General features: G+C 45.6%; 14 protein-coding genes and 1 rRNA gene. 12 read left to right on the top strand and 3 right to left on the bottom strand.

Annotated features, from left to right (window positions below; genetic code table 11):
- Positions 1–87 precede the first annotated feature (87 nt).
- The 3 genes from J4N37_RS14330 to J4N37_RS14320 are packed head-to-tail and all read left to right on the top strand — an operon-like array spanning position 88 to position 3,778.
- Complete coding sequence (locus J4N37_RS14330; RefSeq protein ID WP_010443886.1) at positions 88–1,488, top strand: replicative DNA helicase; 1,401 nt, start codon at positions 88–90, stop codon at positions 1,486–1,488.
- Positions 1,489–1,501: 13 nt separating this feature from the next.
- Positions 1,502–2,578 carry an alanine racemase gene (gene alr / locus J4N37_RS14325; RefSeq protein ID WP_045394880.1) on the top strand — a complete coding sequence of 359 codons (1,077 nt, stop codon included), beginning with the start codon at positions 1,502–1,504 and terminating at the stop codon, positions 2,576–2,578.
- A 3-nt stretch (positions 2,579–2,581) separates the two neighbouring features.
- Positions 2,582–3,778: a BamA/TamA family outer membrane protein gene (locus tag J4N37_RS14320; RefSeq protein ID WP_071236473.1), complete on the top strand. Its 1,197-nt coding sequence runs from the start codon at positions 2,582–2,584 to the stop codon at positions 3,776–3,778.
- Positions 3,779–3,829: 51 nt separating this feature from the next.
- Here J4N37_RS14320 and J4N37_RS14315 read toward each other — a convergent pair whose 3' ends face one another.
- Positions 3,830–4,249, bottom strand: a complete 420-nt coding sequence (locus J4N37_RS14315) for a secondary thiamine-phosphate synthase enzyme YjbQ (RefSeq protein ID WP_021017969.1) — start codon at positions 4,247–4,249, stop codon at positions 3,830–3,832.
- A gap of 306 nt (positions 4,250–4,555) precedes the next feature.
- On the opposite strand from J4N37_RS14315, the gene pgi reads away from it, so the two are divergent.
- Positions 4,556–6,208 (top strand): glucose-6-phosphate isomerase, encoded by a 1,653-nt coding sequence (gene pgi / locus J4N37_RS14310; RefSeq protein ID WP_029560881.1) that lies wholly within the window; start codon positions 4,556–4,558, stop codon positions 6,206–6,208.
- Positions 6,209–6,308: 100 nt separating this feature from the next.
- On the opposite strand, the gene J4N37_RS14305 is transcribed toward pgi, so the two are convergent.
- Both J4N37_RS14305 and zur read right to left on the bottom strand, forming a co-directional pair.
- The gene (locus J4N37_RS14305; protein ID WP_010443881.1) at positions 6,309–6,770 is read right to left on the bottom strand and encodes a chemotaxis protein CheX; all 462 of its coding nucleotides are present in this window, start codon (positions 6,768–6,770) and stop codon (positions 6,309–6,311) included.
- 17 nt (positions 6,771–6,787) lie between these two features.
- On the bottom strand, positions 6,788–7,246 hold the full coding sequence (zur, locus tag J4N37_RS14300; protein ID WP_010443880.1) for a zinc uptake transcriptional repressor Zur: 459 nt from the start codon (positions 7,244–7,246) through the stop codon (positions 6,788–6,790).
- 279 nt (positions 7,247–7,525) lie between these two features.
- Here zur and dusA point away from each other — a divergent pair, with 279 nt between their 5' ends.
- The 8 genes from dusA (at position 7,526) to J4N37_RS14260 (ending at position 16,642) form a co-directional block, all read left to right on the top strand.
- Positions 7,526–8,506 (top strand): tRNA dihydrouridine(20/20a) synthase DusA, encoded by a 981-nt coding sequence (gene dusA, locus J4N37_RS14295; protein WP_010443879.1) that lies wholly within the window; start codon positions 7,526–7,528, stop codon positions 8,504–8,506.
- Positions 8,507–8,669: 163 nt separating this feature from the next.
- Positions 8,670–8,885: an envelope stress response protein PspG gene (pspG, locus tag J4N37_RS14290; RefSeq protein ID WP_010443877.1), complete on the top strand. Its 216-nt coding sequence runs from the start codon at positions 8,670–8,672 to the stop codon at positions 8,883–8,885.
- Between the two features lie 99 nt (positions 8,886–8,984).
- The gene (locus J4N37_RS14285) at positions 8,985–9,653 is read left to right on the top strand and encodes a TIGR04219 family outer membrane beta-barrel protein (RefSeq protein WP_252041236.1); all 669 of its coding nucleotides are present in this window, start codon (positions 8,985–8,987) and stop codon (positions 9,651–9,653) included.
- Positions 9,654–9,803: 150 nt separating this feature from the next.
- Positions 9,804–10,034, top strand: a complete 231-nt coding sequence (locus J4N37_RS14280) for a hypothetical protein (RefSeq protein ID WP_010443872.1) — start codon at positions 9,804–9,806, stop codon at positions 10,032–10,034.
- A 116-nt stretch (positions 10,035–10,150) separates the two neighbouring features.
- Positions 10,151–12,007: an assimilatory sulfite reductase (NADPH) flavoprotein subunit gene (locus J4N37_RS14275; protein WP_252041234.1), complete on the top strand. Its 1,857-nt coding sequence runs from the start codon at positions 10,151–10,153 to the stop codon at positions 12,005–12,007.
- Positions 12,007–13,743 carry an assimilatory sulfite reductase (NADPH) hemoprotein subunit gene (gene cysI, locus J4N37_RS14270; protein WP_252041232.1) on the top strand — a complete coding sequence of 579 codons (1,737 nt, stop codon included), beginning with the start codon at positions 12,007–12,009 and terminating at the stop codon, positions 13,741–13,743. The genes J4N37_RS14275 and cysI overlap by 1 nt, the downstream gene beginning before the upstream one ends.
- Positions 13,736–14,515, top strand: coding sequence for a phosphoadenylyl-sulfate reductase (locus J4N37_RS14265; protein WP_010443866.1), 780 nt, complete (start codon positions 13,736–13,738; stop codon positions 14,513–14,515). Before cysI ends, J4N37_RS14265 begins: the two co-directional genes overlap by 8 nt.
- Before the next feature lie 574 nt (positions 14,516–15,089).
- Positions 15,090–16,642, top strand: a 16S ribosomal RNA gene (locus tag J4N37_RS14260).
- Positions 16,643–16,819: the final 177 nt, after the last annotated feature.

Below are 16,819 nucleotides of genomic sequence, written 5' to 3'. Positions count from 1 at the left end.
CCTGACAACTAATTGTCTCATCAGGGAAGCATCTTGGTTAGGTTTAAGGTTATAATCTCGGGTCATTAGTAGTTATCGAGCAAAGTCATGGCGGAAAATAGAAATCGCAAACCTTCGGATAGTCAGGTAGATGCAATCAAAGTCCCACCTCACTCACTAGAAGCCGAGCAATCAGTAATTGGTGGTCTGTTACTAGACAACGAACGCTGGGACACCGTTGCTGAACGTGTTGTTAGTAGTGATTTCTACAGTCGCCCTCATCGTCTGATCTTTGAAGGTGTTAAGACCATTCTCGAAGCAGGGAAACCACTTGATCTGATTACTTTATCAGAGCATCTGGAACGTCATGAGCAGCTCGATGATGTTGGTGGTTTTGCATACCTAGCAGACCTGGCCAAAAACACGCCAAGTGCCGCAAACATTAATGCCTATGCGGATATTGTCGCTGAACGTGCCATTGTTCGTGGTTTAATTGGTGTGGCAAATGAAATCGCAGACGCTGGTTATGATCCACAAGGCAGAAGCTCTGAAGATTTGATCGATATGGCGGAGAGTAAAGTTTTCGCTATCGCAGAGTCTCGAACCAGTGAAAATGAAGGTCCGCAAAACGTTGATAACATTCTTGAAAAAACGCTTGAGCGTATCGAGTTGCTTTATAAAACACCTCAAGATGGCGTGACCGGTGTGAACACTGGTTTTAATGATCTCAATAAGAAAACCGCAGGTCTGCAAGGTTCTGACTTGGTCATTGTAGCGGCACGTCCATCGATGGGTAAAACCACTTTTGCGATGAACCTGTGTGAAAACGCGGCGATGGACCAAGACAAACCGGTACTTATCTTCTCGCTAGAGATGCCTGCCGAACAGTTGATGATGCGTATGCTTGCGTCCCTATCTCGCGTTGACCAAACCAAGATCCGTACTGGTCAGCTTGATGATGAAGATTGGGCTCGTATTTCTTCTACCATGGGTATCCTGATGCAGAAGAAAAACATGTACATCGATGACAGCTCTGGTCTAACACCAACAGAAGTACGTTCCCGTGCTCGTCGTGTAGCTCGTGAGCATGGTGGCCTATCGATGATCATGGTCGACTACCTTCAGCTAATGCGTGTTCCTGCTCTCTCTGATAACCGTACTTTGGAGATCGCGGAAATTTCGCGCTCTTTGAAAGCATTGGCGAAAGAATTGAACGTACCAGTTGTTGCACTATCGCAGCTAAACCGTTCCCTAGAGCAGCGTGCCGATAAACGCCCAGTTAACTCAGATTTGCGTGAATCGGGCTCTATCGAGCAGGATGCCGACTTGATCATGTTCATTTACCGTGACGAGGTTTATAACCCAGATAGCCCGTACAAAGGTACGGCAGAAATTATTCTTGGTAAGCAACGTAACGGCCCCATCGGCTCGGTTCGCTTAACCTTCCAAGGTCAACACTCGCGCTTCGATAACTACGCGGGCCCAGCATTTGATATTGATGATGAGTAATACCATGAGCTATATGAAAGCCGCGATGGCATGTATTGACTTGTCAGCACTGCAACACAACTTACAACGCGTAAAAGAACAAGCGCCAGAAAGCAAAGTGATGGCGGTGGTGAAGGCGAATGGCTATGGTCATGGGCTTCGTCATGTAGCTAAGCATGCCACCCACGCTGATGCATTTGGTGTAGCTCGAATCGAGGAAGCGCTTCAACTTCGCGCATGCGGAGTAGTGAAACCCATTCTTCTTCTCGAAGGTTTCTACTCCTCGGGTGATCTGCCCGTTTTGGTGACCAACAACATTCAAACGGTTGTTCATTGTGAGGAACAACTTGCGGCTCTTGAGCAAGCTGAGCTTGAGACACCTGTCGTCGTGTGGTTAAAAATCGACAGTGGTATGCACCGACTGGGTGTACGCCCAGAGCAATATGATGAGTTTCTTAGTCGACTAAATGCTTGTCCCAATGTAGCAAAGCCGCTGCGTTACATGAGTCACTTTGGTTGTGCAGATGAACTAGAGAGTAACATCACCACAGAACAAATTGAGTTATTTATGTCGCTGACCGCTGGCTGTCAGGGCGAGCGCTCTTTAGCGGCATCGGCAGGTTTGCTTGCATGGCCACAGAGCCAACTTGATTGGGTTCGTCCTGGGATCATTATGTATGGTGTTTCACCATTTAATCACCGAACAGCGCAAGACATGGGCTACCGACCAGTCATGACGCTCAAGTCGCACCTGATCGCAGTACGCGAAGTGAAGAAAGGTGAAAGCGTCGGTTATGGTGGTATGTGGACTAGTGAACGAGACACCAAAGTAGGTGTTATTGCGGTTGGTTACGGCGATGGTTATCCGCGAACGGCACCAAATGGTACGCCAGTTCTAGTTAACGGACGTAAAGTGCCAATCGCTGGGCGTGTATCTATGGATATGTTGACGGTCGATTTAGGGGCCGATGCGACGGATAAAGTGAGCGATGAAGCGATTCTATGGGGTAAGGACTTACCGGTGGAAGAGGTAGCAAGCCACATAGGCACCATTGCTTATGAGCTTGTGACTAAGCTGACTTCTCGCGTTGAAATGGAATACACGAAGTAGCCCATGAAGAACCAAATATGTTTAGTGCTGGCATTTTCTGCCAGCCTTTTTTTATCCCACCAAAGTGTCGCGAAAGAAAAAGACTCTGCATTCGTTCCTTTTTATTTCAGTACCGAAACCTTAGGTAGCACCATCGGTCTTGCTGGTGTAGCAAAAGGCGTTGGTCAGCCACAAGCCGCGCTGTTTGGTATGGGGCTGTATTCTGAGAAAGACAGCTACGTCGGTTTTCTTTCGGCTTTCAATTACGCTTTGTCATCAAACCTTTTGTTTAGCACGCAGATGTATCAAGCGCGCTTTAACGACAATCCATATTACTTAGGCGATCAAGGCTCAAACGGCTCCTCAACGGAAGACAAAACCATAACCAATGGGGATGAAGAGAACTACAAGCTGGAGTTCAAGTTCCTGCTTCCTTGGGGCAACGTTCGTGAACACGGGTTACTTGGTGCATTCCAACCGATTCGCGATGTAAGTTTTGCTTCTCCAGTTGAGTCCGGTGTCAGTTCAATTATCTTCACGCCGTTTTATTCTTCTCGTGAGTTAGACATCTACAACGATAAGAAAGAAGAAGCGACAGGTTTTAGCCTGACATTTGACTGGGATAACCGCGACAGTGTGCGTAATACCACGCGAGGCTCCCATACCTCGTTTGACTTAACTACGGGAGCGGAGAGCTTACAGTCAGAAGATCTATGGTTGAAGTGGGAGTTTCAAAACAGTCAGTATTACTCGTTGGGTCCGTTGGGCGATTGGTTTGATCAGCAAGTTCTGGCATTCGATTTCTATACAGCAGATACACCGACATGGAATCAGTGTGATGGTACAGTATGTAGTCGACCACCTGAGCAAGAACAAGTGCGCTTAGGTGGTTTGTATCGTCTGCGTGGTTATACGGCAGGTCGTTATCATGGGCGCAGTGCGATTCATTATTCTGCGGAATACCGCGTATTGCCAGACTGGCAGCCACTCGATGATATTCCTCTTATCAACTACTACGACTTACCTTGGTGGCAATGGGTGGCATTTGTTGAAGTAGGGCGAGTCGCGGACAATTATGACCTCAAGACATTGCATGAAGACATGAAGTGGAACGTCGGTGGCGCTGTGCGCTTCCAAGTTGAAGGGATTGTAGTTCGTGCCGAGATGGCAAAAGGTGCTGACGAGGGCACCTTCCGAGTCATGATAAATCAACCGTTCTAAATCGATATAAAACAAAGGCTAACCCTGTGGTTAGTCTTTGTTTTATCAGAGTTATTCGCCGTTGATGGTGGCAATAATGCGTCGGCTGCCACCGTAATCACGGTGCTCGCCTAAGTAAATTCCCTGCCATGTTCCCAGCGCTAATTGCCCATTTTGAATAGGAATTGTCACACTGCTGCCAAGTAAAGACGCTTTAATATGAGCTGGCATATCGTCATCACCTTCATAGGTGTGTTGATAATAAGGCGCACGCTCAGGCACAAACTTATTGAAGTGAGCTTCCATATCCATACGCACAGTCGGGTCGGCATTTTCATTTAAGGTCAAACTGGCTGACGTATGCTGAATGAATAAATGTAACAAACCTACTGAAAGCGATTGGATTTGTGGTAATTGTTGTTCAATTTCATCAGTGATCAGATGAAAGCCTCGACTACGTGCTTTTAATTGCAGAGTTTTTTGTGCCCACATATGCGTTCCTTTGGAAAAATTTGGGTTGGCGTCTATCCTAATCCAATTAGAGCCTGTCATTAGTAAATGATATGATTCCCAACGTCATAAATGAATTGTTTAAATTCGAAACAGGGAACGTGACCTAACTCAATGTGAGTGTAAGGGCACTCAGTCATAATTGGCGACTGAAAAAAAATTACAAAGACTTGTTTTGTGGCAATTTGCCCAAACATCTCATTTATATTCTATTTGCTAAATCGGGGATTCCGCAGTTTTCGCTAGACTGTAAGGAATGGAACCTACTGTAACATCGGGATAAAGACCATGTTGAAAAATATCAATCCAACGCAAACACAAGCTTGGAAAGCGCTAACTGCGCATTTCGAATCTGCACAAGATATGGATCTGAAAGAGCTATTTGCTCAAGACGCTGCGCGTTTCGACAAATACTCTGCACGCTTCGGCTCAGACATCCTAGTCGATTACTCAAAGAACCTAATCAACGAGGAAACTCTGAAGCACCTTTTCGCTCTTGCTAACGAGACTGAGCTTAAGTCAGCAATTGAAGCGATGTTCAGTGGTGAAGCGATCAACAAAACAGAAGATCGCGCTGTTCTTCATACTGCACTGCGTAACCGTTCGAACAAACCTGTAATGGTTGGCGGCGAAGACGTAATGCCAGCGGTAAACGCGGTTCTAGAAAAAATCAAATCATTCACTGAGCGTGTAATCGGCGGTGAGTGGAAAGGTTACACAGGTAAAGCAATCACAGATATCGTAAACATCGGTATCGGCGGCTCAGACCTTGGTCCTTACATGGTGACTGAAGCACTAGCACCATACAAAAACCACCTAAACCTGCACTTCGTTTCTAACGTTGATGGTACTCACATCGTTGAGACGCTGAAGAAAGTAGATCCAGAGACAACGCTATTCTTGATCGCGTCTAAGACGTTCACGACTCAAGAAACCATGACTAACGCGCACTCTGCTCGTGATTGGTTCCTTGAGACAGCTGGTGATCAAGCACACGTTGCTAAGCACTTCGCAGCGCTTTCTACTAACGCTCCTGCAGTATCTGAGTTTGGTATCGACACTGACAACATGTTTGAGTTCTGGGACTGGGTTGGTGGTCGTTACTCACTATGGTCAGCAATCGGTCTTTCAATTGCATTGTCCGTAGGTTACGACAACTTTATCGAGCTTCTAGACGGTGCTCATGAGATGGATAACCACTTCGTGTCGACAGATCTAGAAAGCAACATCCCAGTGATTCTTGCTCTGATCGGTATTTGGTACAACAATTTCCACGGCGCTGAGTCTGAAGCAATCCTACCTTACGACCAGTACATGCACCGTTTCGCGGCGTACTTCCAGCAAGGTAACATGGAATCTAACGGTAAGTACGTTGACCGTGAAGGTAACGCAGTGACTTACCAAACTGGTCCTATCATCTGGGGTGAACCGGGCACTAACGGTCAGCACGCGTTCTACCAGCTGATTCACCAAGGCACTAAGCTGATCCCATGTGACTTCATTGCACCTGCAATCAGCCACAACCCAGCAAGCGACCACCACCAAAAACTGATGTCTAACTTCTTTGCACAAACAGAAGCATTGGCATTTGGTAAGTCAGCAGAAACTGTGAAGGCAGAATTTGCGAAAGCAGGTAAGAGCGAAGAAGAAATGGCGTCTCTAGTACCGTTCAAAGTATTTGAAGGTAACCGCCCAACGAACTCTATCCTAGTTAAGCAAATCACACCTCGCACGCTAGGTAACCTGATCGCAATGTACGAGCACAAAATCTTCGTTCAAGGCGTTATCTGGAACATCTTCAGCTTCGACCAATGGGGTGTGGAGCTAGGCAAACAACTAGCAAACCAAATCCTACCTGAGCTAGCTGACGGTTCTGAGATTAGTTCACACGACAGCTCGACAAACGGTCTAATCAATGCATTTAAAGCGTTCAAGGCTTAATGTTTGAATAGAAAAACAAAAGGTCAGCAAATGCTGACCTTTTTTATTGCCTGAGGCAGAAACAAAATAGGTTGGCACGGACCAACCTATTTCTTCTCAATTATTCAAAGCAAATCTCAATGAAGGCATTTCCCCACTGTGAAGAGAAAGGCATGATAATGATTGAGCCTTCACACTTGTGACGAATAGTGTGACCCTTACCTGATACTACAACTGGAGTTGCCATATCAAAATCAAAACCACTTTCAGCCAGAATACGTTTTGCGCCGCCAGTCACCATATTAGTGATTTCACCGACCATATCCGTAACTTCTTCGTTCAATCCATTTGGGCGTTCGCCCAACATGTTTTGCATGATTTCTAGCGCTAGAGCTTCGTCAAAAGTAATCGACATTGAACCTCTAGTTTGAGCTCCAACCATACCGATCAAGCCAGAAACATCGCCACGTGCAATTTCATCCTTCTTGATACGGGGTTTTTGAGGCTTCAGCTCCAAGGAAGCCATCGTTTTTAGTACATTCATTAATGAAGCTAAAAACGGGTTTACAAATTCAGCGCGCATAACGTTCTTCTATATACTTATTCTTTCATTTCGGAGGAACATGTCTGGCATGTACCATGCGTTTCGATTACCTGATTAGTAACTCGAAAGCCATGCTTCTCTGCGTTATTGGCTAACAAGGATATCAGTGTCTCATCTTCAAGTTCAACGACGTCGCCACATTTATCGCAAATTAGCAATTGGAAATAGTGCTGATCGGTGTTGCAAGAGCAACAAGTGATGAAACTATTGGTAGACTCGACTCTATGAATGAAACCTTGTTCCAACAGAAAATCTAAAGCCCGATATACTGTAGGAGGCTTTGCTTGAGGTTCGCTCTCCTTTAGTTGCTCCAATAGCTCATACGCACTAGAGGCGCGGCGATTAGAACAAATAAGCTCAAAAACGCGTCGACGCTGTGGAGTTAATCTCACTCCTCTGGCCGCACATATTCCTTCAATTTGTTCAATGATTGTTGGGTCCAAATCCTTCACCATAACTATTGGACTAGCCTAATGATAAACCATTTCTATTGGAACTTGGTTTAGAAATTCTTAATTTTACCTGCTATCAAAACGAAAATCATGACATAAAGCAAATTGCGTAGGGCTCAAATGATGAATTAGTGCAGGAACACACACTTTATGCGTGTTTCCTATTGACTGAAATTGTCAACGAGACTCGCATCCCAAAGCCCAATAGGTATACAATAGCCGACTTGAATTTTGAGCGCTAATCACGCTCCCTTAATTAATACGTATATGGGTGTCTTTATCATGACTCATTCTTGCAGGCTTTCGGTAGCACCAATGCTTGATTGGACGGATCGTCATTGCCGTTATTTCCATCGCTTGATGACCAAAGAAACCTTGTTGTATACCGAAATGGTAACGACAGGTGCAATCATTCATGGAAAAGGGGATTTCCTAGCTTATAACGAAGAAGAGCATCCGTTAGCCCTTCAGCTTGGTGGTTCTAACCCGGCAGATTTGGCGACGTGTGCCAAGTTAGCCCAAGAGCGTGGTTATGATGAAATCAACCTTAACGTAGGTTGTCCATCTGATCGTGTGCAAAACGGTCGCTTTGGTGCATGCCTAATGGCTGAGCCTCAGTTGGTAGCAGACTGCGTAGCAGCGATGAAATCTGTTGTGGATATTCCCGTAACAGTAAAAACACGTATCGGCATCGACGATCAAGACTCTTATGAGTTCCTAACAGACTTCGTTTCAATTGTGTCTGAAAAAGGCGGCTGTGAGCAATTTACTATTCATGCGCGTAAAGCGTGGCTGAGTGGTTTGAGCCCGAAAGAAAACCGTGAAATCCCACCATTGGATTACCCACGGGCATATCAATTGAAGCAAGACTTTTCGCATCTGACTATTGCTATCAATGGTGGCGTGAAGTCACTAGAAGAAGCAAAAGAGCATCTACAACACCTAGATGGTGTAATGATCGGTCGTGAAGCCTACCAAAGCCCTTACTTGCTAGCGTCTGTTGATCAAGAGCTATTTGGTTCAACGGCTCCAGTTAAAAAGCGTAGTGAAATTGTCGAAGAGATGTACCCGTACATCGAAGCACAATTGGCAAAAGGTGCTTACCTAGGTCATATCTCGCGTCATATGTTGGGTCTATTCCAAAACATGCCAGGTGCTCGTCAATGGCGTCGCCACATCAGTGAAAATGCGCATAAACCTGGTTCAGGTCTAGAGGTGCTACAAGACGCACTTGCTAAGATTCCTAAAGAGTTGAACGTGTAAATTTCACCAGTGGTTGGTGAAAATTACCAACTAACAAATAGTAAAGCCAGAGTGTAGAAATGCCTCTGGCTTTATTTTTGTCTATAGATCATTGGCTTAGTTCGTTTTTCATAAGTTGGTACAGAACCTGCTCTAGTTAAACTAAAACAAAGGAGAAGTGATTATGTTGGAACTCATCTTTATTTTAGTTTTCACGGCAACTTTGCTGGTAACAGGGATTACCATGGTCACAGTATTTGCCGCGACGGGAATTGCTCTAGTGGTGATGTTCTTGCTGGGTATGGTCGGCGTAGTACTGAAGTTATTGCCGTGGTTAATTGTTATTGCGCTAGGTATTTGGTTTTTTAAAAATTGCGTTGCCCAACCTCGTTATAAGTAAGTTGTTATGGATATTTAGTTGATGGGGGGCTGCGAGAATATGATATTATCCCGGCACGCCCCTTAATGTTGAAATCAGCTATCTCGGAGTAAAAATCACATGACATATAAAGCGACCATCGCTTTAGCGACAGTATCCCTATCGCTGGCAGCGTCTTACCCTTGTTTTGCAGAAGAGTCTTCTTTTACTGCTAAGGTAGGAGCAGAAGTCTGGGCGGCAGATACTAAAGTTAATGAGGTTAGAAGAGATAGCAGTACAACCGGTACTTTTTATGCAGCGATTGAGCATGATGTAAAATATGTACCAAACGCGCGCCTTCGTTACTCAAGCGTTGATGCGGATTATATGGGCTTCGATAAGCTAGACCTTACGCTTTACTACCAAGTTCTTGAACATGATTTGCTTCATTTTGATGCAGGTCTTACCTTTAGTAATTTGAGTGACACGAAATACGTGGATGCCGGCACTAATGCTCGTACTGAAGATTTTGATGAGCTGATTTGGGCTTGGTATGGTTATGCGGAAATAACGGTACCAAATACTAATTTTGATGTAATTGGTGAAATGAACTTTGGTGATAACAAAGGCATTAAAAGCACTGATCTGATGGCTGGTATGCAATACCGAATTCCTTTCCAAGAGTCTCAACTGGCTTTTCGTGGGGGGTACCGTGTGATTGATTTAGAGTCGGAACAGTTCTTATCGAGCTTAGGCAAAGAGTTCATCTTTGCAAACGGGTTCTTTATATCTGCAGAATACTCCTTCTAACTCGATACTACTCAATTCTTTAAAACGTCGTTTTATAAGCGGCGTTTTTTTATATCACTTCATTATATTAAATCGAATTTCTCGCCCAAGTTTCAGACTTCGACCATGCTTATCTAAGAGCAATGTATAAAAGTTGGAGCAGGGATTGCGATGACAATAAATGAATTACGACATCTATTTCGTGACAACCAGCTGGTAGAAGCTATTATCGAACCTTCAATTCAAGAAGGCGGATGGGTTGTTGAGTTTCGCCATGCGCGTGGAGGTTTCGTTTGTCTCACGGACAGTCATGGAGAAGAATGCCTATACGATGATCTCGATACGGCTTCAAAGTCAGCCATGGCTGTCGGCTTTCAGCAAGTTCGAATTGAAGATCGTTGAATCTTGGTTTCGCTTTTATACTTCCAAAAAGTTATAAAACATTCACTTCTATTCTTTCTTGTTATTAGGGAGGTTGGTTAATCTATCGTCACGCAATGAATAGGGATGTCGTGACAATGTCTTTTCAAAAGAATGTATCGGAAGAAAATAAAGGGCAGAGTGGTAACCCACCAATCGCAAGCCCGATCAATGACCAGCAATTTAACGCACTCCAGCAAACTGTCTCTGAGTTGTCTTCACAACAACTCGCATGGGTCAGTGGGTACTTCTGGGGGCTAGCTCAAAACCAACCAAGCGCAGCGGCTGCAAACCCAATTGCGCAAGCGGCAGCAGCGGTGGCGGCAAAACCAGCAGGAAAGCTAAGCATCATTTTTGCTTCTCAAACCGGCAATGCAAAAGGCGTTGCTGAGGCTCTAGAGCAAGAAGCTAAAGCTGAAGGCATTGCTGTTGAGCTATTTGACGCCAGCGATTACAAAGGCAAGAACCTTGCGAAAGAAACCCATGTGATCATCGTAGCGTCGACCAATGGTGAGGGTGAAGCGCCGGACAATGCCATTGAACTGCATGAGTTCCTTCAATCTAAGAAAGCCCCGAAGTTACCAAATCTGCAATACGCCGTAATTGCTCTGGGTGATTCTAGTTACGAGTTCTTCTGCCAAACGGGTAAAGACTTTGATACTTACTTATCTAAGCTCGGCGCAACTGCCTTCATCGACCGTATTGATTGTGATGTGGATTATGAAGCACCGGCTGCAGAATGGCGTAAGCAAGCGCTTGAACAAGTAAAAGAAGCCCTTTCTTCAGGTAATGAAGCAGAAGTGGTTCAACTACCTGTCGGTCAAGCCGCTCCAGGGCATTCTGCTTACAACAAGCAAAATCCATATACAGCCACACTACTGACCAGCCAGAAAATCACGGGGCGTGATTCAGGTAAAGACGTTCGTCACGTAGAGATTGATTTAGAAGAGTCGGGCCTGACTTACCAACCGGGTGATGCCCTAGGCGTGTGGTTCGATAATAGCTCTGAACTTGCTAATGCCATTTTAGGGAAAGTCGGTCTTTCTGGTGTCGAGAGTATTGAAGTGGATGGTGAAAGCCTTTCTATTCATAGTGCATTGGTTAGCAAGTACGAAATCACCGCATCAAACCCTCAACTTGTCACTAAATTCGCAGAGCTATCTGGTAGCAAGAAACTACAAAAGCTAGTGGAAGATAAAGACAAGCTTCGTGAGTACGCTGCAAATACCCAAGTTGTGGATGTGCTTGCAGAGAAGAAGACCAAGCTAAGTGCCGAAGAATTGGTTGGTTTGCTTCGTCGGTTGACACCTCGTCTATATTCTATCGCTTCGAGTCAAACGGAAGTCGATGAAGAAGTTCATCTAACCGTAGGTTTGGTTGAATACGACAAAGGTGAGGAAAAACGCTATGGTGGAGCATCGAGTTTCCTCGCTCAACGTCTAGAAGAAGGCGGTGAAGTGAAAGTGTTTGTTGAGCACAACAATAACTTCAAACTGCCACAAGATGACAACACACCAATCATCATGGTTGGTCCTGGTACTGGTATTGCGCCTTTCCGTAGCTTTATTCAAGAGCGTGATAACCGTGACGCGGAAGGTAAGAACTGGTTGTTCTTTGGTGACCGTACCTTTACTCAAGATTTCCTTTACCAAGTTGAATGGCAGAAGTACCTCAAGTCAGGTTTGCTGACTCGCCTTGATGTTGCGTTTAGTCGTGACCAAGCAGAGAAGGTTTATGTTCAACATCGCATCCTAGAAAACGCTGAACAAGTGTGGCAATGGATTCAAGATGGTGCCTACATCTATGTATGTGGTGATGCCACTCGTATGGCAAAAGATGTTCACGATGCGCTGGTATTTGTAGCCGAGCAACAAGGCAAGCTATCTCGTGAAGAAGCCGAAGCATTTATCAACGATCTACGTAAAGCGAAACGTTACCAAAGGGATGTGTACTAATGAGCGCGAATCAACAATCAAACAGCCAAGAAGTATTAGGTGAGGTGCTTGGTCCACTCTCGGATAACGAGCGCCTTAAAAGAGAAAGTAATTTACTGCGTGGAACGATTGAACAAGATCTGCAAGACCGCATTACTGGTGGCTTTACTGCGGACAACTTCCAATTGATTCGTTTTCACGGAATGTACCAGCAAGATGACCGCGATATCCGTAACGAGCGTGCTAAACAAAAGTTGGAGCCGCTACATAACGTCATGCTTCGTGCACGTATGCCGGGTGGCATCATTACACCAAAGCAATGGCTAGCGATCGACAAGTTTGCAACCGAGCACTCTTTATATGGAAGTATTCGTCTTACTACTCGTCAAACGTTCCAGTTCCATGGCGTGCTAAAACCAAATATCAAGTTGATGCACCAAACGTTAAACAGCATTGGTATTGACTCGATTGCAACTGCGGGTGACGTTAACCGTAACGTGTTGTGTACCACTAATCCAGTGGAGTCAGAGCTACACCAAGAAGCTTACGAATGGGCGAAGAAGATCAGCGAGCATCTACTACCTAAGACACGTGCTTATGCAGAGATTTGGTTGGACGGTGAAAAAGTAGAAAGCACGGAAGAAGACGAACCGATTCTGGGTAAGAACTATCTACCACGTAAGTTTAAAACCACAGTGGTTATTCCACCGCAAAATGACGTAGACGTACACGCTAACGATCTTAACTTCGTAGCGATTGCAGATAACGGCAAGCTGGTTGGTTTTAACGTGCTTGTTGGTGGTGGTCTAGCGATGACGCATGGCGATACGTCAACTTATCCACGTAGAGCGGATGACTTTGGTTTTATCCCACTAGAGAAAACACTTGATGTTGCCGCTGCTGTAGTAACAACTCAACGTGATTGGGGTAACCGTTCTAACCGTAAGAATGCAAAAACCAAATACACATTAGATCGTGTCGGTAGTGATGTGTTTAAAGCGGAAGTAGAAAAACGTGCCGGTGTTAAATTTGAGCAAAGCCGCCCTTACGAATTAACGGAACGTGGTGACCGTATCGGTTGGGTTGAAGGTATCGATGGTAAGCATCACCTAGCACTCTTCATCGAAAACGGTCGTTTGTTGGATTTCCCGGGTAAGCCACTTAAGACAGGGGTCGCTGAAATTGCCAAAATTCACAAAGGCGACTTCCGCATGACGGCAAACCAAAACCTGATTGTTGCTGGTGTACCAAAAAGCCAAAAAGCGAAGATCGAGAAGATTGCTCGTGAGCATGGCTTAATGGATGACGGCGTAAGTGAACAACGTAAGAACTCGATGGCGTGTGTGGCATTCCCAACGTGTCCATTAGCAATGGCAGAAGCCGAGCGCTTCCTTCCTCAGTTTGTTAACGATGTTGAAGACATTTTAGAAAAGCATGGTCTACCTGAAGAAGACAACATCATTCTTCGTGTCACAGGGTGTCCAAATGGTTGTGGACGAGCAATGCTGGCAGAAATCGGCTTAGTCGGTAAAGCGCCGGGTCGTTACAACTTACACCTAGGTGGTAATCGCGGCGGTACAAGAGTACCGAAGATGTATAAAGAGAACATTACGGACAAGCAAATCTTAGAAGAGATTGATCAGCTGGTGGCTCGTTGGGCTGTTGAGCGTGAAGAAGGCGAAGCATTTGGCGATTTCACTATTCGAGCTGGAATTATTCAAGAAGTGTTCGTATCAAAGAGGGACTTCCATGCTTGATTCTGTAGCCTCCAAGCCGGAGCTAGCAGAGTTACTGACATTAACAAAGACGGAGCAAATCCTCCGTCTTGCTCAAATCAATGTCGAGCTCGAACAGCTTTCGGCGCAAGAGAGAGTAAAGTGGGCATTGGAGAATTTGGAAGGGGAGTTCGCAGTCTCATCCAGTTTCGGTATCCAAGCTGCAGTGATGCTTCATCTTGTGACACAACAAAAGCCGGATATTCCGATCATCCTAACGGATACCGGATATCTATTCGCAGAGACCTATCATTTTATTGATCAGTTAAAGGCGCAACTAAACCTCAACCTTAAAGTATACCGAGCGATAGAAAGTGCCCATTGGCAGGAAGCGCGTTATGGGAAACTTTGGGAACAAGGTATCGAGGGGATCGAGAAGTACAACAAGATAAACAAGGTCGAACCGATGCGACGTGCTCTGCGTGAGCAAAACGTTGGTACTTGGTTTTCTGGATTACGCCGAGAGCAAAGTAAATCTCGAGCAGGTCTGCCTATCTTATCGATTCAAAATGGAGTGTTTAAGTTCTTGCCCGTGATCGACTGGACAAATAAAGATGTGCACTATTATCTAGAAGAACACGGTTTAAGTTATCACCCTCTTTGGGAGCAAGGTTACCTCTCGGTAGGTGATACACATACGACTAAAAAGTGGGAGCCGGGCATGTCTGAAGAGGAAACCCGTTTCTTTGGCTTAAAACGTGAGTGTGGATTGCATGAGGATGATGGAACTGAGCAAGACGGCTCCGGTATCTAGTGGTCAATTGGTTAAAGTCGAGTTTGAGTTAATTAAAAGAAGCTGCCGTAAAGCAGCTTTTCTTTATTTATAAGAGTAAATATTAGGTTCAAAAGGATAACTCTGTGGATAAGTTGTTTGCCTTCTTTGGGTAAAGTTGGATAAATAAGGCTTTGAGCGAAAACTCAGCGTTTAACCATTATTTTTGCAATTTTTGCAAAATAACGCTTGCCAATGTGAGCGCGATCTCTATAATGCCTCCTTGTCGACAGGGCAGAGCTCACAAGGGTTCAAAGCAAAGTCGGCAAGGTCAAAAAGAAAAACGAAATAATTTGAGAAAGTGTTTGACACAAAAAATTATCTCGCTAGAATGGCCGCCTCTTCCGAAGTGATGTGAGTCACAAAGAAGAGTAGCTCTTTAAAAATAAGAACCTATCAATCTGTGTGGGCACTCGTTGATGATAATCCAATTAGAAGCTTCGGTTTCAAATTAGGTTTCAATGAAACGAAGTGACCATTGAATCGAAAGATTCAGCACAGTCAATTCAAACATTACTTATGTAATGTTCAGTATTCATTGAGCCGACAAAATCTTAAATTGAAGAGTTTGATCATGGCTCAGATTGAACGCTGGCGGCAGGCCTAACACATGCAAGTCGAGCGGAAACGAGTTATCTGAACCTTCGGGGAACGATAACGGCGTCGAGCGGCGGACGGGTGAGTAATGCCTAGGAAATTGCCCTGATGTGGGGGATAACCATTGGAAACGATGGCTAATACCGCATAATGCCTACGGGCCAAAGAGGGGGACCTTCGGGCCTCTCGCGTCAGGATATGCCTAGGTGGGATTAGCTAGTTGGTGAGGTAATGGCTCACCAAGGCGACGATCCCTAGCTGGTCTGAGAGGATGATCAGCCACACTGGAACTGAGACACGGTCCAGACTCCTACGGGAGGCAGCAGTGGGGAATATTGCACAATGGGCGCAAGCCTGATGCAGCCATGCCGCGTGTGTGAAGAAGGCCTTCGGGTTGTAAAGCACTTTCAGTCGTGAGGAAGGTAGTGTAGTTAATAGCTGCATTATTTGACGTTAGCGACAGAAGAAGCACCGGCTAACTCCGTGCCAGCAGCCGCGGTAATACGGAGGGTGCGAGCGTTAATCGGAATTACTGGGCGTAAAGCGCATGCAGGTGGTTTGTTAAGTCAGATGTGAAAGCCCGGGGCTCAACCTCGGAATTGCATTTGAAACTGGCAGACTAGAGTACTGTAGAGGGGGGTAGAATTTCAGGTGTAGCGGTGAAATGCGTAGAGATCTGAAGGAATACCGGTGGCGAAGGCGGCCCCCTGGACAGATACTGACACTCAGATGCGAAAGCGTGGGGAGCAAACAGGATTAGATACCCTGGTAGTCCACGCCGTAAACGATGTCTACTTGGAGGTTGTGGCCTTGAGCCGTGGCTTTCGGAGCTAACGCGTTAAGTAGACCGCCTGGGGAGTACGGTCGCAAGATTAAAACTCAAATGAATTGACGGGGGCCCGCACAAGCGGTGGAGCATGTGGTTTAATTCGATGCAACGCGAAGAACCTTACCTACTCTTGACATCCAGAGAACTTTCCAGAGATGGATTGGTGCCTTCGGGAACTCTGAGACAGGTGCTGCATGGCTGTCGTCAGCTCGTGTTGTGAAATGTTGGGTTAAGTCCCGCAACGAGCGCAACCCTTATCCTTGTTTGCCAGCGAGTAATGTCGGGAACTCCAGGGAGACTGCCGGTGATAAACCGGAGGAAGGTGGGGACGACGTCAAGTCATCATGGCCCTTACGAGTAGGGCTACACACGTGCTACAATGGCGCATACAGAGGGCAGCCAACTTGCGAGAGTGAGCGAATCCCAAAAAGTGCGTCGTAGTCCGGATCGGAGTCTGCAACTCGACTCCGTGAAGTCGGAATCGCTAGTAATCGTGGATCAGAATGCCACGGTGAATACGTTCCCGGGCCTTGTACACACCGCCCGTCACACCATGGGAGTGGGCTGCAAAAGAAGTAGGTAGTTTAACCTTCGGGAGGACGCTTACCACTTTGTGGTTCATGACTGGGGTGAAGTCGTAACAAGGTAGCGCTAGGGGAACCTGGCGCTGGATCACCTCCTTATACGATGATTATTCACGATGAGTGTCCACACAGATTGATAGTTCACAAGCGAAAGCTTGTAGCTAACATAGCTCTTTAACAATTTGGAAAGCTGACAAATCAACAATTTATTGTTGATTGTAAAGTTCTCAATGTTTGTCTTTAAGACAAACACCAATACAACACATTCAAGTGTTC

Source organism: Vibrio sp. SCSIO 43153, assembly GCF_023716625.1.
In the GTDB taxonomy this organism is placed as follows: domain Bacteria; phylum Pseudomonadota; class Gammaproteobacteria; order Enterobacterales; family Vibrionaceae; genus Vibrio; species Vibrio rotiferianus.
This window is presented reverse-complemented; position numbering and strand designations above follow the sequence as displayed.

What these genes read in the sequence shown, in the direction of transcription:
- J4N37_RS14330 (WP_010443886.1), top strand. Translation starts at nt 88, where the DNA reads ATGGCGGAAAATAGAAATCGCAAACCTTCGGATAGTCAGGTAGATGCA.
- alr (WP_045394880.1), top strand. Translation starts at nt 1,502, where the DNA reads ATGAAAGCCGCGATGGCATGTATTGACTTGTCAGCACTGCAACACAAC.
- J4N37_RS14320 (WP_071236473.1), top strand. Translation starts at nt 2,582, where the DNA reads ATGAAGAACCAAATATGTTTAGTGCTGGCATTTTCTGCCAGCCTTTTT.
- J4N37_RS14315 (WP_021017969.1), bottom strand. Translation starts at nt 4,249, where the DNA reads ATGTGGGCACAAAAAACTCTGCAATTAAAAGCACGTAGTCGAGGCTTT.
- pgi (WP_029560881.1), top strand. Translation starts at nt 4,556, where the DNA reads ATGTTGAAAAATATCAATCCAACGCAAACACAAGCTTGGAAAGCGCTA.
- J4N37_RS14305 (WP_010443881.1), bottom strand. Translation starts at nt 6,770, where the DNA reads ATGCGCGCTGAATTTGTAAACCCGTTTTTAGCTTCATTAATGAATGTA.
- zur (WP_010443880.1), bottom strand. Translation starts at nt 7,246, where the DNA reads ATGGTGAAGGATTTGGACCCAACAATCATTGAACAAATTGAAGGAATA.
- dusA (WP_010443879.1), top strand. Translation starts at nt 7,526, where the DNA reads ATGACTCATTCTTGCAGGCTTTCGGTAGCACCAATGCTTGATTGGACG.
- pspG (WP_010443877.1), top strand. Translation starts at nt 8,670, where the DNA reads ATGTTGGAACTCATCTTTATTTTAGTTTTCACGGCAACTTTGCTGGTA.
- J4N37_RS14285 (WP_252041236.1), top strand. Translation starts at nt 8,985, where the DNA reads ATGACATATAAAGCGACCATCGCTTTAGCGACAGTATCCCTATCGCTG.
- J4N37_RS14280 (WP_010443872.1), top strand. Translation starts at nt 9,804, where the DNA reads ATGACAATAAATGAATTACGACATCTATTTCGTGACAACCAGCTGGTA.
- J4N37_RS14275 (WP_252041234.1), top strand. Translation starts at nt 10,151, where the DNA reads ATGTCTTTTCAAAAGAATGTATCGGAAGAAAATAAAGGGCAGAGTGGT.
- cysI (WP_252041232.1), top strand. Translation starts at nt 12,007, where the DNA reads ATGAGCGCGAATCAACAATCAAACAGCCAAGAAGTATTAGGTGAGGTG.
- J4N37_RS14265 (WP_010443866.1), top strand. Translation starts at nt 13,736, where the DNA reads ATGCTTGATTCTGTAGCCTCCAAGCCGGAGCTAGCAGAGTTACTGACA.